General features: G+C 66.0%; 14 protein-coding genes and 2 pseudogenes. 14 read left to right on the top strand and 2 right to left on the bottom strand.

The window, feature by feature from the left end:
- Nucleotides 1-3: 3 nt before the first annotated feature.
- From ligA to ABIB27_RS10275, 4 genes are read left to right on the top strand one after another with little or no spacing between them, the layout of a single operon-like run.
- Entirely contained in the window at nt 4-2,316 is a 2,313-nt protein-coding gene (gene ligA, locus ABIB27_RS10290) for an NAD-dependent DNA ligase LigA (protein WP_502909168.1), read from the top strand.
- Nucleotides 2,313-3,131, top strand: coding sequence for an inositol monophosphatase family protein (locus ABIB27_RS10285; RefSeq protein ID WP_354215228.1), 819 nt, complete (start codon nt 2,313-2,315; stop codon nt 3,129-3,131). Before ligA ends, ABIB27_RS10285 begins: the two co-directional genes overlap by 4 nt.
- Before the next feature lie 26 nt (nt 3,132-3,157).
- A complete protein-coding gene (locus ABIB27_RS10280) occupies nt 3,158-3,670 on the top strand; it encodes a GNAT family N-acetyltransferase (protein ID WP_354215229.1) in 513 nt (170 codons plus the stop codon).
- A 37-nt stretch (nt 3,671-3,707) separates the two neighbouring features.
- Complete coding sequence (locus ABIB27_RS10275) at nt 3,708-4,091, top strand: RidA family protein (RefSeq protein ID WP_354215230.1); 384 nt, start codon at nt 3,708-3,710, stop codon at nt 4,089-4,091.
- 125 nt (nt 4,092-4,216) lie between these two features.
- Here ABIB27_RS10275 and ABIB27_RS10270 read toward each other — a convergent pair.
- Nucleotides 4,217-4,360: pseudogene (locus ABIB27_RS10270) on the bottom strand (helix-turn-helix domain-containing protein); the annotation flags it as partial.
- A gap of 178 nt (nt 4,361-4,538) precedes the next feature.
- Between ABIB27_RS10270 and ABIB27_RS10265 the strand changes: the two are divergent.
- From ABIB27_RS10265 to ABIB27_RS10245, 5 genes and pseudogenes are all read left to right on the top strand, one after another.
- A pseudogene (locus ABIB27_RS10265) lies at nt 4,539-4,967 on the top strand (citrate:proton symporter); the annotation flags it as partial.
- 145 nt (nt 4,968-5,112) lie between these two features.
- Nucleotides 5,113-5,409 (top strand): Asp-tRNA(Asn)/Glu-tRNA(Gln) amidotransferase subunit GatC, encoded by a 297-nt coding sequence (gene gatC, locus ABIB27_RS10260; RefSeq protein ID WP_354215231.1) that lies wholly within the window; start codon nt 5,113-5,115, stop codon nt 5,407-5,409.
- 2 nt (nt 5,410-5,411) lie between these two features.
- A complete protein-coding gene (gene gatA, locus ABIB27_RS10255) occupies nt 5,412-6,998 on the top strand; it encodes an Asp-tRNA(Asn)/Glu-tRNA(Gln) amidotransferase subunit GatA (protein WP_354215232.1) in 1,587 nt (528 codons plus the stop codon).
- Nucleotides 6,998-8,506: an Asp-tRNA(Asn)/Glu-tRNA(Gln) amidotransferase subunit GatB gene (gatB, locus tag ABIB27_RS10250; protein WP_354215233.1), complete on the top strand. Its 1,509-nt coding sequence runs from the start codon at nt 6,998-7,000 to the stop codon at nt 8,504-8,506. The genes gatA and gatB overlap by 1 nt, the downstream gene beginning before the upstream one ends.
- Nucleotides 8,507-8,701: 195 nt before the next feature.
- Complete coding sequence (locus tag ABIB27_RS10245) at nt 8,702-9,334, top strand: hypothetical protein (RefSeq protein WP_354215234.1); 633 nt, start codon at nt 8,702-8,704, stop codon at nt 9,332-9,334.
- 90 nt (nt 9,335-9,424) lie between these two features.
- Here the strand turns inward: ABIB27_RS10245 and ABIB27_RS10240 are convergent, their stop codons facing one another.
- Nucleotides 9,425-10,336 (bottom strand): LysR family transcriptional regulator, encoded by a 912-nt coding sequence (locus ABIB27_RS10240; RefSeq protein ID WP_354215235.1) that lies wholly within the window; start codon nt 10,334-10,336, stop codon nt 9,425-9,427.
- 138 nt (nt 10,337-10,474) lie between these two features.
- On the opposite strand from ABIB27_RS10240, the gene tdh reads away from it, so the two are divergent.
- The 5 genes from tdh to ABIB27_RS10215 all read left to right on the top strand — a co-directional run bounded on the left by tdh (nt 10,475) and on the right by ABIB27_RS10215 (nt 16,094).
- On the top strand, nt 10,475-11,521 hold the full coding sequence (gene tdh / locus ABIB27_RS10235) for an L-threonine 3-dehydrogenase (RefSeq protein WP_354215236.1): 1,047 nt from the start codon (nt 10,475-10,477) through the stop codon (nt 11,519-11,521).
- 8 nt (nt 11,522-11,529) lie between these two features.
- Nucleotides 11,530-12,726, top strand: a complete 1,197-nt coding sequence (locus ABIB27_RS10230) for a glycine C-acetyltransferase (protein ID WP_354215237.1) — start codon at nt 11,530-11,532, stop codon at nt 12,724-12,726.
- A gap of 60 nt (nt 12,727-12,786) precedes the next feature.
- On the top strand, nt 12,787-13,971 hold the full coding sequence (locus ABIB27_RS10225) for an NAD(P)/FAD-dependent oxidoreductase (protein WP_354215238.1): 1,185 nt from the start codon (nt 12,787-12,789) through the stop codon (nt 13,969-13,971).
- Nucleotides 13,972-13,982: 11 nt separating this feature from the next.
- On the top strand, nt 13,983-15,194 hold the full coding sequence (gene hutI / locus ABIB27_RS10220; protein WP_354215239.1) for an imidazolonepropionase: 1,212 nt from the start codon (nt 13,983-13,985) through the stop codon (nt 15,192-15,194).
- A gap of 111 nt (nt 15,195-15,305) precedes the next feature.
- Nucleotides 15,306-16,094, top strand: a complete 789-nt coding sequence (locus ABIB27_RS10215; protein WP_354215240.1) for a DeoR/GlpR family DNA-binding transcription regulator — start codon at nt 15,306-15,308, stop codon at nt 16,092-16,094.
- Nucleotides 16,095-16,137: the final 43 nt, after the last annotated feature.

The raw sequence follows: 16,137 nt of genomic DNA, 5'->3' as shown, positions 1-16,137 counted from the left end.
TCTGTGAGCACAGCACCGGGCCCCGCGGGGGAAACAGCCGCCAGTAATGACGCCTTGACTGAACCGGACGCCGTCCCTTCGGGGTCCGTCCGCGAAGAATACGAGAACCTGGCCGACCTCGTCAGGAAATACCGGTTCGCGTATTACCAGGAGGACGAACCCCTGGTCTCGGACGCGGAATTCGACGAACTGTTCCAGCGCCTGGAAGAGATCGAGGCCCTGCACCCGGAACTCGTTGCCAATGACTCGCCCACACAGGAAGTGGGCGGCGAAGTCTCAGCCGCGTTCGCCGCCGTCGAACATCTGCAACGCATGTACAGCCTCGAGGACGTCTTTTCCCTGGAGGAGCTGCAGGCGTGGCTCACCAAAGCCGAGGCCGGCATTGCCAAACTGGGGGACACTGCCCGGCCCGCATGGCTCACCGAACTCAAGATCGACGGCCTGGCAGTGAACCTGTTGTACCGCGACGGCAAACTGGTCCGGGCCGCGACCAGGGGTGACGGAACCACCGGCGAAGACATCACGCATAATGTGCTGACCATCAAGGAAATCCCGCAGGAACTGACCGGCAGCGGCTTCCCGCCGGAGATGGAGGTCCGGGGCGAGGTCTTCATCCCGTCCAAGGCATTCGCGGAATTCAATGAGGCACTGATCGAGGCCGGCAAGGCGCCGCTTGCCAATCCCAGGAACGCCGCCGCCGGTTCCCTCCGGCAGAAGGACCCCGCAGAGACGGCAAAACGTCCGCTTCGCATGTTCGTCCATGGCATCGGTGCGCGTGTCGGACTGGAAACCCTCAGCCAGTCCCAGACCTATGCCGTGCTGGAAAAATGGGGTCTGCCCGTCAGCCCCTACTTCGAGGTCCTCGGGAGCCTCCCGGAAGTGCTGGCGTTCATCAAGCGGTACGGCGACAAACGGCACAGCCTCATGCACGAGATCGACGGCATTGTGGTCAAGGTTGACGAGCTCGCCACCCAGCGCGCCCTCGGCTACACCACTCGTGTGCCGCGGTGGGCTGTGGCGTACAAATACCCGCCGGAAGAAGTGCACACCAAACTGCTGGACATCGCTGTCAACGTGGGGCGGACCGGCCGGGTGACCCCGTTCGGCGTGATGGAACCAGTGAAAGTCGCCGGGTCCACGGTGGGGATGGCCACGCTGCACAACCAGGACGTCGTCAAGGCCAAGGGCGTGAAGATCGGCGACATTGTTGTGCTGCGCAAGGCCGGCGACGTCATCCCCGAGATTGTTGGCCCGGTGCTGGCCCTGCGCGCCCAGCAGCAACCGCCGGTGCGGGACTTTGTGATGCCCACTGAATGCCCCTCGTGCGGAACCCCGCTTGCTCCCGGCAAGGAGGGGGACGTGGACATCCGCTGCCCCAATGCCCGGTCCTGCCCAGCGCAGCTGCGGGAGCGGGTCTTCCACCTGGCCGGCCGCGGGGGGTTCGATATCGAAGCCCTCGGCGGGGAAGCCGCCATCGCTTTGACCTCTGGTCCGGGTGTGGATCCGGCCACCAACTGTGGAAGGGTGGAACCCGCCGGCGACGGCATCCTGGGAAGTGAGTCCGAACTGTTTGAACTGGCTGCGGACTCGGGACTGGAGGAACTGCGGAACAAGCTGGCAGACGTGAAGGTCTGGCGGGAGAAGCGCGTCAAGGGCGAGGGCACCGGGACGTGGGATCTGGTCCCATACTTCTGGACTCGAGCCACCGCCAAGACGCCGTCCAAGCCCACGGCAACCACCACCAAGCTGTTCAACGAACTGACCAAAGCCAAGACCCAGCCACTGTGGCGGGTGCTGGTGGCGTTATCAATCCGGCACGTGGGTCCCCGGGCGTCACGGGCCCTGGCCACGGCCTTCGGCAGCATGGAGAACATCCGGAAGGCCTCGGAGGAAGACCTGGCCCACGTGGATGGCGTTGGGCCCACCATCGCTGCCGCGCTCAAGGAATGGTTCGCCGAGGACTGGCACCTGGAAATCATCGACCGCTGGGCTGCTGCCGGGGTCCGGATGGAAGACGAACGTGATGAGTCCACGCCACGGACCTTGGAGGGGCTGATCATTGTGGTCACCGGCTCGCTGCCCACGTTCAGCAGGGACGAGGCGAAGGAAGCTATCCTCATCCGGGGTGGCAAAGCCGCGGGCTCGGTCTCCAAAAACACGAGCTATGTGGTGGCCGGCGAGAACGCGGGCACCAAGCTCGATAAGGCCGAGCAGCTGGGAATTCCCGTGCTGGACGAGGACGGTTTCCGGGAGCTTCTGGCGAACGGTCCGGCCACGGCTCCGGGTGCTGATGATGCGGAGAGTGCAACCGAATGAATCACCCGGACATCACCTCGGAACTGCTGAAGGTGGCCAAACAGGCGGCGGCCGCGGGCGCTGAAGTGCTGGCATCGCGCAATGGCGATGCCCTGGACGTCAGCAACAAGGGTGACGCCGGTGACTGGGTCACCGCCTTTGACGTCGCTGCGGAAGATGCAGTCCGGCAAGCCATCACCGCTGCCCGGCCGCAGGACACCATTACGGGGGAGGAACACGGGACCACCCGGCCGGCTTCCCCCAGCGGCTACCGCTGGTCCATCGACCCGCTGGACGGCACCACGAACTTCATCCGGAACATCGTTTACTACGCCACTTCCGTGGCAGTGGCGGATTCCGACGGCGTCTGGCTGGCCGGCGTCGTCAACGCACCGGCGCTGGGCCGCACCTATTACGCTGCCCGCGGCCAAGGCGCCTGGCTGGAAGAGCGCGGCCGGCTGACACGGCTGGAGGGCCCCGTAGCGGGCCGCGCCGGCCAGATCCTGGCCACCGGTTTCAGCTACGATCCCGCGATCCGCACCGAACAGGCCGCGCTGCTCGGCGACCTGATGGAAGGATTCGCCGACGTCAGGCGGTTGGGTTCGGCCGCGCTGGACCTCTGCCTGGTAGCTGATGGAACCCACGACGCCTACGGCGAACGGGGCCTCAACGAACATGACTTCTCTGCCGGTGCGCTCATCGCGGAGGAAGCGGGCTGCTGGGTGCGGCGTCCCCGCCTGGACAGTCCCCTCGACGGCGGCCCCACCGATGCGGACAGGCTGGCGGCCTGGACCTGCGCTGCAACCCTGGAGCTTTCGGGAAAGTTTCCGCTGTAACCCTGCAGCGGAACTAGCATTGTCAGGTGCAGCAGTCAATAACCATCAGACCCGCCGTTGAGGCAGACTTTAACGCCATCGCCAGGATTACCCGGGACTCCTACCTCGCAGCGGGGTACTTCGACAGTGCGGACCACCCGTACATGCAGCAGATCCAGGACGTCGCTGCGCGTGCTTCGAAGGCCACAATCTGGGTTGCCGAGCGCAACGGGCAGGTGGTGGGTTCTGTGACGCTGGCGCTCGCGGGCGAACAGTACGCCGACATAGCGCTCGATGATGAGGTGGAATTCCGGATGCTGGTGGTGGACCCTGCCGTGCAGCGCAGCGGGGCAGGGCAGGCCATGGTGGAAGCCATCATCGCGCACGCAAGATCGCTGGACGGGATAAACGGAGTGGCTCTGACGACCGGCAAGACGTGGGAGAGCGCCCATGGCCTGTACCGGAAGACCGGCTTCCGGCGGGTCAGGGAACGCGACTGGCTGATCCCGGGCACCGACATAAAGCTGATGGTTTACCGGCTCGACGTCCAGCAGCCATAAAGTGGTGCCGACTCATTCCAGCACTGAAAGGCCCACTATGCGCAAAACATTCGGCACGGGCTCTGTTTGGGAACAGTCCCTCGGCTACTCCCGGGCCGTCCAGGTGGACAATACCCTCTACATTTCGGCGACTGCCGCCAGCGGTGAAGACGGCATCGTGGGCGAGGACTTCTATACCCAGACCCAGTTCATCCTCCAGAAGCTTGGCACTGTCCTGGCCGACGCCGGTTTCAGCTTCGACGACGTAGTGCAGTCCAAGCTGTACCTGACGGATATCAGCAAGTGGGAAGAAGCCGGCCGCGCCCACGGCGAGGTCTTCGGCGACATCCGCCCCACCTTGTCGCTGGTGCACGTCCTGCCGTTCCTGGACCCGAAAATGCTGGTGGAGATCGAGCTCGTCGCCCAGAAGAGCGTCAGCTAGCAGGCACGCTACGCGGGGACACGCATCCTCCGCGTGCTCGCACGTTCCTCGCTTAGACGCACGCTTCCAGATACCTGTCCCCGTCTGGCGTGTCCTAAAGGCGCTCTTGGCCCGCCGACGGTTTGTTAGGAAGTTGGCCGCCCGTAGCGGTCTTCAGGGCGGCCGGTGGTCCCGTATCGGAGTTGGATGTCGACGGCGCCGTCATCGGCCAGCGAGGACAGGTATCGCCGGGCCGTGGCCCGGGAAACCCCTACCAGGGTGGCTACCTCCCCGTCCAGGCCACCCCCGTCCAGGCCACCCCCGTCCAGGCCACCCCCTCCAGACCAGCACCGCCTGGCTGCGGCGGTGTAGTTAAAGTCATCGGCGAAGAAGGCCTCGGTGTCCGTCCCGGGGCCAGCCCGTCGCCGGAGTCGGCGACGACGATGAGCAGCGTCCCGCCGTCGTCGTGCAATGGTCATGGCCGCGGCCGTCCTCCCCGGCGTCCCGAAGGGCACCGGCATGGTCGAGGCCACGTCGGCGTGGCTGGTCCAGATCATCCCGTCGGACATGGGCCCGTTTCTGGCCGTCATCACCGGTGTACTCAGCATCCCCATGCCGTTCTCCATGAGCAACGACGCCTTCTACTCCGGCGTGCTGCCGGTCCTGGGCGAGACCGCTGCGCACTACGGCGTCAGCAGCGCCGAGATGGCCCGCGCCTTGATCACCGGACAGCCGTTCCACATGCAGAGCCCGCTGGTTCCCGCCATCCTGCTCCTGGTCCCCCCTGGCCAAAGTGGACCTGGCCACCATCATAAGAAGGTCCTGTGGCGCGCCGCTGTGGTCGCCCTCGTCATGTTGGCAGTGGGAATGCTGACCGGAGCCATCGGTATCGGTTAGTCTTATGCTGCCTGTGGCCGGTCCACGTGACCGGGACCACGGCACCGAGGTGCCCGTCTGACGCCCGCTGGGGGTCGTCAGACGGGCACTGACGTTTCCCCACTAGACTGGTTCGGAAAACAATCCGAACTTGCAGGGGAGATCCATGGCTGCGATCAACCGTGACGACGTTGCGCACCTCGCGCAGCTCGCTCACATCGAGATGAGTGCTGAAGAGCTGGACAGGATGGCCGGCGAACTCGCCGTCATCGTTGAGTCAGTGAAGTCCGTGAGTGAAGCCGCCGGTGATGACGTCCCGGCAACCTCCCACCCGATCCCGCTGACCAACGTGTTCCGCGAGGACGTTGTGGGCCACACGCTCACCGCGGAGCAGGCACTCTCGGGAGCTCCGGATTCTGATGAGAACCGTTTCAAGGTCCCGGCAATCCTGGATGAGGCATAACCATGACTGACAACAACGAACTCATCCGCCTCTCCGCCGCCCAGCTGGCGGCGAAGCTTCGCGCCGGCGAGGTCACCTCCGTCGAGGTCACCCAGGCGTTCCTTAACCGGATCGCAGCGGTCGACGGCGGCGAACGCGGCGTGCACGCGTTCCTGCACGTCAACACGGAAGAGGCCCTCGCCGTCGCCGCCGAAGTGGACGCCATCCGCGCCGCCGGCGGCGCCGCAGCTGAGGAACTCCACGAACTCGCCGGCGTGCCCATTGCGGTCAAGGACCTCATCGTCACCATCGGCCAGCCCACCACGGCAGGGTCTAAAATCCTCGAGGGCTGGCACAGCCCCTATGACGCCACCGTGGTCAAACGGCTCCGCGCCGCCAAAATGCCCATCCTGGGCAAAACCAACCTGGACGAGTTCGCCATGGGTTCATCCACGGAGCACTCCGCATACGGCCCCACGCGCAACCCCTGGGACCTGGACCGGATCCCGGGCGGTTCCGGCGGTGGCTCGGCAGCCGCCGTCGCCGCGTTCGAAGCGCCGCTTGCTCTCGGCACGGACACCGGCGGGTCCATCCGCCAGCCCGGCGCCGTCACCGGCACCGTGGGCGTCAAGCCCACCTACGGCAGCGTCTCCCGCTACGGCGCCATCGCCATGGCCTCCTCCCTGGACCAGATCGGCCCGGTCTCCCGGACCGTGCTGGACTCGGCGCTCCTGCACCAGGTCATCGGCGGGCACGATCCGTTCGATTCCACCTCCCTGCCGGACCCGCTGGAAGACCTGGTGGCCGCTGCCCGCGTGGGCAACGTAGAGGGCCTGCGCATCGGCATCATCAAGGAACTCCACGGCGAGGGCTACCAGGCCGGCGTCGAAAACCGTTTCAACGACTCCCTGGAACTGCTCAAGGAAGCGGGCGCGGAAATCGTTGAGGTCTCCTGCCCCAACTTCCAGTACGCCCTCGGCGCCTACTACCTGATCATGCCGTCGGAGGCCTCCTCCAACCTGGCAAAGTTCGACGGCGTCCGCTACGGCCTGCGCGTCCTGCCCGAGGACGGGCCCCTGACCATCGAACGCGTGATGGCAGCTACCCGCGCCGCCGGCTTCGGCGACGAAGTCAAGCGCCGCATCATCCTTGGCACCTACGCCCTGAGCGCCGGCTACTACGACGCCTACTACGGCTCGGCACAAAAGGTGCGCACGCTGGTCCAGCGCGACTTCGACGCCGCGTTCGCACAGGCCGATGTGCTGATCTCGCCCACGGCCCCCACTACGGCGTTCAAACTGGGCGAGAAGCTCAACGACCCGCTGGCCATGTACCTCAATGACGTCGCCACCATCCCCGCCAACCTGGCCGGCGTCCCGGGCCTGACCCTGCCGGGCGGCCTTGCGGACGAGGACGGCCTGCCCGTCGGCATCCAGCTCCTGGCCCCGGCTCGCCAGGACGCCCGCCTCTACCGGGTGGGCGCTGTCCTGGAATCCCTCCTCGAAGCCAAATGGGGTGGCCCGCTGCTGGCCCAGGCGCCTTCGCTGGTTGAGCGTGTTGGATTTCGGCAGGCTCAATTACCGATGATCGAAACCCAGGAGGCAAAATAGTGAGCACCGACGCAACCCTGAGCTTCGAAGAGGCCATGGAGAAGTACGATCCCGTCCTGGGGTTCGAGGTCCACGTGGAACTCAACACCAGGACCAAGATGTTCTCCTCCGCGCCCAACGTTTTTGGCGATGAGCCGAACACCAACGTCAACGAGGTGGACCTCGGCATGCCGGGCGTGCTGCCGGTGGTGAACAAGACAGCCATCGAGTCCTCGATCAAGATCGGCCTGGCGCTCAACTGCAAGATCGCCGAGTCCTGCACGTTTGCCCGGAAGCAGTACTTTTACCCGGACACCCCCAAGAACTTCCAGACGTCACAGTATGAAGACCCGATCGCGTACGACGGCTACCTGGACATCGAACTCTCGGACGGCACCATCTTCCGGGTCGAGATCGAGCGTGCCCACATGGAAGAGGACGCCGGCAAGCTGACACATATGGGCGGGTCTGCCGGCCGCATCCAGGGTGCCGACTTCTCGCTGGTGGACTACAACCGTTCCGGCGTGCCGCTGGTGGAAATCGTCACCAAGCCCATCGAAGGGGCCGGTTCCCGCGCTCCCGAGCTGGCCAAGGCGTATGTGGCCGCTGTTCGGGAGATCGTCAAGAACCTTGGCGTGTCCGACGCGAAGATGGAACGCGGCAACGTGCGCTGCGACGCCAACGTCTCGCTCCGACCGCACGGCCGCGAACGCTTCGGCATCCGTTCCGAGACCAAGAACGTGAACTCGCTGCGAGCCGTCGAACACGCCGTCAACTATGAGATCCGCAGGCACGCTGCCGTCCTGGACTCCGGCGAGCCGGTCATCCAGGAAACGCGCCACTGGCACGAGGACACCCGTACGACAACGTCGGGCCGGGCAAAGTCCGACGCGGACGACTACCGCTACTTCCCGGAGCCGGACCTGGTGCCGATCGTCGCTTCCCGCGAATGGGTGGAGGAACTGCGTGCCACCCTGCCCGAGCCGCCGGCCGAGCGCCGCAAGCGACTGCAGGCCGACTGGGGCTATTCGGACCTCGAATTCCGCGACGTGGTCAACGCCGGTGTCATGGACGAGATCGAGGAAACCATTGCCGCTGGCGCCACGGCCACCGTGGCCCGCAAGTGGTGGATGGGCGAGATCGTGGGCCGCGCCAAGAACGCCGACGTGGACCCCGGCCAGCTGGGCGTCAAGCCGGAAACCATTGTGGAACTGAACAAAATGGTGGAAGCCGGCAAGATCAACAACAAGATGGCGGCCGAAGTCCTGGACGGCGTGCTCGCCGGCGAAGGCACCCCGGCGGAGATCGTGGAACAGCGCGGCCTCGCCGTGGTCTCCGACGATGGCCCCCTGCTGGAAGCCATCGACGCCGCCCTGGCCGCGCAGCCCGACGTCGCGGACAAGATCCGCGGCGGCAAGGTCCAGGCCATCGGCGCGATCGTGGGCGGGGTCATGAAAGCCACCCGCGGGCAGGCCGACGCGGCCCGCGTCCGCGAGCTGATCCTGGAGCGCCTCGGCGTCGAAGGCTAAACCCCACGGCCTAACCCAACTGGGTCGCAGTTAATGTCGCGAAAACCCCTTTTGACGACGTTAACTGCGACCCAGTTTGGCGTTTAAGTACTCGTTTACTGCCGCTGCAAAGTACCCGTGTTCAGCACGGCGCCCCGGTTCTACACTGAGGGTCCAGGGCGCCGGTGCCCTGCGCGTGCCGTGGGAGGTCTGGTCATGTCAGTTCGGGAGCCGCTGAGGCTGCGCAAGGCAATACTGGCCGGCGTGGTGGCGCTGGCGCTGACCGGCGCGGGCACCGCGATCGCCTGGTCCGCCACCGACACGCCGTCTGCCTCGCCGTCTCCGTCGGATTCTGCCCCGGGCCAATCGGGCCAATCGGGCAAAGCGGACAAAGACAAGGCGGACAAAGCCCAGCGTCCACAGCATCTGCACAGCGAGAGTGTGGTCAAGAAGGCGGACGGGACGTTCGAAACGCACCTGACCCAGCAGGGCACGGTGGAATCCGTCACTGGAACCTCTGTCACCGTGAAGAGCGAGGACGGCTTTTCGCAGAGCTACGCGGTCAACGCTGACACTAAGATCGTGAAGTTCCCTGCCCCTGCTGCGGACGGCGCACCGGCAAAGAGCAACGACGGCAAACGGCTCGGGCCCGTAGAGGCCGCCATCGGGGAAATCGCCACGGGGGAGTCGGTCCGCGTCTCCGGCGTGAAGAGCGGCAACGACGTCGCCGCCCGCCAGATCGTTGAAGGCGCCGGAACCGGCCTCCGGAACGGGATGGGGCTCGGGAAAGGCCACGGGAAGGGACTGGGCCTGGGCAAAGGCCACGCGAAGGGGCACGGCCAGCGCTAGCTACCCTCCCCAAGTAGGTAGCAGCAGATGTCGTTTTGAGCGCTCATAACGACATGTGCTGCTACCCAGTTGGAGCGGCCGCCCGTGCGGTCAACTGTCCTCCACCAGCCCGGTCATGATTGACTGCAGGGCCTCGCACACAATCATCACCGACCGGCGCTTCAGGTTCTCCGGGCGGGCCAGGATGTCGATCCGCCGCCGCGTGCTAATGCCCTCGAGCGGCCGCAACACGATCGCCGGATTGAGTACCGGCCGCGCGGTATGCCGCGGCAACAGGCCCACCACGCCACCGGCCGCCACCAGTGCGGCGACCGTGGAGTAGTCGTTGATCCGGTGCACGATGTTCAGTTCCTTACTGGAGACGGCCGCGACGGCGGACAGCACGTCGGCGGGGGAGTAACCGGTGTGGCTGGTCACCCAAGGTTCGCCCACGACGTCGGCCGCTGTGACGGTGCCTTGACCGGCCAGACGGTGGTAGGCCGGGAGAGCGACGTCCAGCGGTTCATGCGCCAGCGGAATCACCGCCACCCGTTCCTCCGGCCACCGCGGACTGTGGTCCATCCGGTGCGCCAGCACCAGGTCGTAGCGCGCAGTCAGAGCCGGGAAGTCCTGCTGCGCCACGTCCTCGTCGGAGAGCTGGATCCTGGGCTGGCCGGGCGCGTCCAGGAGCCGTGCGAGCGGGGCAAACAGCGCCTGGCCGGCGCTGTGGAATCCGCTGAGCGTCACCGGCGCCACCGGTGAGCCGTGATACGCGCCGATCGCCGTGCGGGCATCCGCCATGGCGCTGACGACGGCGGCCCCGGCGTCGGCAAGCACCTGGCCGGCCGCTGTGAGCACCAGGTTCCGCCCCTCCTTCCGGGTCAGCGGGACCTCCACGTTGCGCTGCAGCAGGGACAGCTGCTGGGACACGGCGGACGGGGTCACCATCAGCGTTTCGGCCACTGCCTTCACACTGCCCAAGGCACCTAGCTCCCGAAGGATTTCCAGCTGATGAATTTCCATCCACCCAGTCTAAGCATTAGGTTTTGCTTTATCGTCGATTGAGAAAATACTGCTTGTGCTAATGCTTTGGACTGGCTCTAATGAAGGTAGATCGCCGTCCCGCGCGAAGCGGGGCGGCCACCAACAGTCAGGAAGCCAATGAAGGCCCTTTATAAATCCGGACCACACGCCGGGTTCGAGCTCGTTGACCGGCCGGAGCCCGAAGCCGGTCCCAACGACGTCAAGATCCGGGTAATGACCACCGGCATCTGCGGCACGGACCTGCATATCCAGTCGTGGGATGCCTGGGCCCAGGGAATGATCGAGGCACCGCTGATCGCGGGCCACGAATTCTACGGCGAAGTGGTGGCAACAGGTGAGGATGTGCGGGACGTCAAGGTAGGGGACCGCGTCTCCGGCGAGGGCCACGTGGTCTGCGGGATCTGCCGCAACTGCCGCGCTGGACGCCGCCAAATGTGCATCCACACCGTCAGCGTCGGCGTGCAGCGGGACGGCGCCTTCGCCGAGTTCGTGGTCATCCCCGAGACCAATGTCTGGGTGCACCACGATCCTTCCGTCACCCCGGAGCTCGGCGCAATTTTCGATCCGTTCGGCAACGCCGTGCACACCGCACTCAGCTTCCCGCTGGTGGGCGAGGATGTGCTCATCACCGGAGCAGGTCCCATCGGCCTCATGGCCATCGCCGTGGCCCGGCACGCCGGGGCGCGCAAGATCGCCATCACGGACGTGTCCCAGCCACGGCTGGACCTTGCCCGCCAACTGGGCGTGGACCTGGCAATCGATGTCTCCAGCACCCGCGTCAAAGACGCGCAGCGTGAGTTGGGCATGCGTGAAGGTTTTGACATCGGCATGGAAATGTCCGGCCACCCCACCGCGCTGCCTGAGATGATCGACAACATGAACCACGGCGGACGCATTGCCATGCTCGGCCTGCCCAGCCAGGACATCACCATCGATTGGGGCAAGGTGGTCACACACATGCTGACCCTGAAAGGCATCTACGGCCGGGAAATGTACGAGACCTGGTACGCCATGAGCGCCATGCTCTCGTCCAACCCGGTGCTGCATGCCGGCATCTCGGCCGTGGTGACGGACAGGCTCCCCGCCCTGGAGTGGGAAAAGGGCTTCGATATTGCCCGCGCCGGCGTCGGCGGAAAAGTTGTCCTCGACTGGACCGAACTCTAAGGAGCACCATGTACACCTCCACCAAGGAGCAGCTGCAGGCCGAGCTGGACGACATCCGCACCGCCGGGCTGTTCAAAACCGAACGCAGCATCAACTCCCCACAATCCAGCCACGTCACGGCGGGCCAGATCGGTGAGGCAGGCGCAGACGTCCTGAACTTTTGCGCCAACAATTACCTTGGCCTCGCCGACCACCCGGACATCATCGCCGCAGCCAAAGACGCCATGGACACCCGTGGCTTCGGCATGGCCAGCGTTCGCTTCATCTGCGGCACCCAGGACCTGCACCTGGAACTGGAAGCCCGGGTTTCCAGGTTCCTCGGGACGGAGGACACCATTCTGTTCTCCAGCTGCTTTGATGCGAACGGAGGCGTGTTCGAATCCCTTTTCGGGCCGGAAGACGCCATCATCTCCGACGCCCTGAACCACGCCTCCATCATCGACGGCATCCGGCTCTGCAAGGCCCAGCGGTTCCGCTACGCCAACCAGGACATGGCGGACCTCGAGGCCAAGCTTGTTGAGGCGAAAGATGCCCGCCGCAAGATCATCGTCACCGACGGCGTGTTCTCCATGGACGGCTACCTGGCGCCGTTGGTAGCCATTTGCGACCTCGCGGACAAGTATGACGCCCTGGTGATGGTGGATGACTCCCACGCTGTCGGATTCATGGGTGCCACCGGAGCGGGTACTCCGGAGCACGCCGGCGTGTCGCACCGCGTGGACATTTACACCGGAACCTTTGGCAAGGCGCTGGGCGGCGCCTCGGGCGGGTACGTGTCTGGCCGCAGCGAAGTGGTGGCCATGCTCCGGCAGAAGGCCCGGCCGTACCTGTTCTCCAACTCCCTCGCCCCCGCCATCGTGGCCGCGACTATCAAAGCGCTGGACCTGGTGGAGAATTCCGGGGACCTGCGGACCAGGCTGTTCGACAACGCCGGGCTGTTCCGCCGCCGGATGACCCAGGAGGGCTTCGACCTCCTGGCCGGCGAACACGCCATTGTCCCCGTCATGTTCGGCGATGCCGTGATGGCTGCCAAGGTGGCGGACCAGATGCTCCAGCATGGTGTTTTTGTCACCGCGTTCAGTTTCCCGGTGGTCCCGCGCGGCGCCGCCCGGATCCGTGTGCAGCTCTCGGCCTCGCATTCAGCGGACGACGTCGAAGCCTGCGTCGGTGCCTTCGTCGCCAGCCGTGCCGCAGTGGTGCGCTGACTCCTGCAGTGCAGGGTCAAGCCTGGCGCGGCGGCCCTGCAACTCTGCAAGGATGGAGCCATGACAGCACATTACGACGTCCTGATCGTCGGCGGCGGCATAGCGGGTCTGTCGCTGGCGTCGGCGCTCGCCGGCAGCTGCAGCGTTGCTTTGGTGGAAGCGGAGCAGGAGCTGGCGTACCACACGTCCTCCCGCTCCGCCCGCCAGCTCATCCCCAGTTACGGGCCGGAAGTTGTCCAGGAATTGACGCTTCGAACGCTGGCTCTGATGGCGGCACGGGACGCAGAACTGCCCACGCCGGTCCTGTCGCCCCGCAGTTTTATGCTCATCGGCACCGAGGGATCCGTCCGGGCCGAGGCCAGCGGCCAGATGAAGCCCGTTACACATGCGAGGGCGTTGGAACTGTGTCCCGCCCTCGTGCCGGAATCGTTTACCGCCGCCGGTCTGGACACCGGATCCTTCGGCTGCGACGCCCCGCTGCTGCTGGCTGACCACCGGCAGCGGGCGGAAGCCGCCGGCGCCGACATCATCACCGGCGCCCGGGTGTATTCCGGCCAGCGGCTGGGGTCCGGCTGGGAGGTCGGCGCTGGCCAGGAAGCCTTCCAAGCCGGCGTCCTGGTCAACGCCGCCGGCGCCTGGGCCGACGAACTCGCCGTCATCAGCGGGGTGGAGAAGCTCGGGCTGCAGCCGTACCGGCGCACTGCGGCCATTGTCGACGTCGAACGTTCCCTCCCTGATGACAGCCCCATGGTCGCGGCAGCAGATAACTCGTTCTACTTCCGCCGCGAAGGCGGCGGGGTGCTGATCTCGCCGTCGGAAGCGGTGCCCAGCGGCCCTGAGGACGCCCGGCCGCGGCCCGGCGACATCGAGCGCCTCATCGTCAAGCTCAACCAGCTGACCACGCTCGGGATCAGCGGTGTCCGGACCGCGTGGACGGGGCTCCGGACCGAGGCGGCCGACGGCATTCCGGTGGCAGGCTTCGACGCCGAGGCTCCCGGGTTCTACTGGCTCGCCGGACAGGGCGGTTACGGTTTTCAGACCTCGGCAGCGATGGCCGAGCTCGCTGCCGCCCAGATCCTGGCAGGGCAGGGGACCGGGCAGGATTCAAGGCAGCGTGCAGGGCAGGAGGCAGTGCAGGACGCAGGGCGGAGTGCACAACCCGCCGCCGCGCCGGATACCCGCACCCGTCCGGAATCCCGGACAGCGGAGGCGCTGGCCGCCACGCGCTGGTCCATCCGGCGCTGAAGAATGGTTCCATGAGTACCCTGATCACCAATATCGCCGAGCTGATGACCCAGGACCTGGAGCACCGGGTCCTGAAAAATGCCGCCGTGGTGATCGAGGGTGAGCGGATCGCCTGGCTTGGTGCCGCGGCGGACGCCCCGTCGGCCGATGATGCCGTGGATGCCGGCGGCCGGGCCGTGCTGCCCGGCTGGGTGGATTCCCACACTCACCTTGTCTTCGCCGGGGACCGCACCGCGGAGTTTGAAGCCCGGATGGCGGGGGAGCCCTACTCTGCGGGCGGCATCGCCGTGACCGTGGACGCCACCCGGTGGACGTCCGACTACGACCTCACCAAGCTGGCCATGGCCCGCGTGTCTGAGGCCGTCTCCCAAGGCACCACCTACCTCGAAACCAAGACCGGGTACGGGCTGGATGTTGAGCATGAGGCGCGCAGCGCAAGGATCGCTTCCACCGTGGCCGACGAAGTCACATTCCTGGGCGCCCACCTGGTGCCCGCGGGCACCGATGCTGAAGCCTACACAGGCCTCGTCTGCGGCCCCATGCTGGCCGCCGTCCGGCCCTACGTCCGATGGGCGGATGTGTTCTGCGAGGAAGGTGCCTTCAACGCTGACCAATCCCGCCGGGTCCTTGAAGCCTGCCGGGCTGCCGGACTGGGGATCCGGGTCCATGGCAACCAGCTCGGTGCCGGCCCCGGCGTCCGGCTGGCGGTGGAGCTGGGGGCGGCGAGCGTGGACCACGTGAATTACTTGTCGGCCGGGGATGTCGCAGCGCTCGCGGACAGCTGGTCCGGTTGGAATCAGGGAACGGGGATTGGCGAACGGGGGACCGTGGCCACGTGCCTGCCTGCCTGCGACCTGTCCACCCGGCAGCCGCTGGCCCCTGGGCGTGAGCTGCTGGATGCCGGCGTGCAGGTGGCGCTGGCCTCCAACGCCAACCCGGGCACGTCCTACACCAGTTCCATGGCCTTCTGTGTGACGACCGCGGTGCTGCAGATGCGTCTCAGTGTCCACGAGGCGGTGCGTGCCGCTACATACGGCGGCGCACTCGCACTGCACCGGGAGGCAGGGAACGACGCCGACGGCGAACGTGCGGTGGGATCCCTCGCCGTGGGGCACCGTGCGGACCTGCAGATGCTGAACGCCCCGTCTGCCACGCATCTCGCCTACCGTCCGGGCATGCCCCTCACGTACGCTGTGTGGCGGGCCGGCGCACGGGCACGATAGTTGCGTAGCGCCCAGGTCAACAGCCACCACAGTGACTTAATGTGATCGTTTGCCTCTGTTATGATCAATAAACGTCACATTTTGGTGATTGGTTGACTCTGAAAGGCCCCTATGACCCGCACTGACCGTCTGACGGCCATCCTGGATATCCTCGCCAAGACCGGCCAGGTGGAGGTGGAGGAGATCGTCACACAGCTGGGCGTCTCACCGGCCACGGCGCGGCGGGACCTGGACAGCCTGGCCAACCGGCGGCTGCTGACCCGGACCAGGGGCGGCGCCACCATCGGGGCGCTGGCATATGACCTGCCCGGGCGATACAACCGCGACGACCACGCCGAGGCCAAGGAACAGATAGCCCAGGCCGCTTCGGCACTGATTCCGCCGGGCGCCGTGATCGGGCTCTGCGGCGGCACCACCAGCACCGCACTGGCGCAGATCCTGGCAACCCGCGAAGACCTCAACGCCCCGGCCAACCAGTCCACGCTGACGGTGGTCACCAACGCCATCAATATCGCTTCGCAGCTGGCTGTCCGGCCCAACATTAAAGTCATGGTGACCGGCGGCATCCTCAACCCGCGCTCCTACGAGCTGGTGGGCCCCTACACGGACATCATCATGCAGAAGGTGGTCCTGGACATCGCGTTCATCGGCGTAAACGGTATCGACCCGGAGGTAGGCCCCACCAACACCGGTGAGGGCGAGGCGTCAGTGAACGCCCTGCTGGCCAGCCGGGCCCGGGTGTCCTACGTGCTGGCGGATTCCTCCAAGGTGGGAGTCCGGGCTTTCGCCACGATGGACGGCTACGCCTTCAACCGGCTGATTACGGACCACGGTATCTCCGCCGAGGACAAGGCAGCGTTCGAAGCCAACGGCACGGAAGTGATCGTGGCGCCGCACTAATATGTGCTGGCCGGTGTCCTGAACCACAGGCGGCCCGGCCCAT

It is taken from the genome of Arthrobacter sp. UYEF21 (assembly GCF_040546085.1).
Lineage (GTDB): Bacteria > Actinomycetota > Actinomycetes > Actinomycetales > Micrococcaceae > Arthrobacter.
This window is presented reverse-complemented; position numbering and strand designations above follow the sequence as displayed.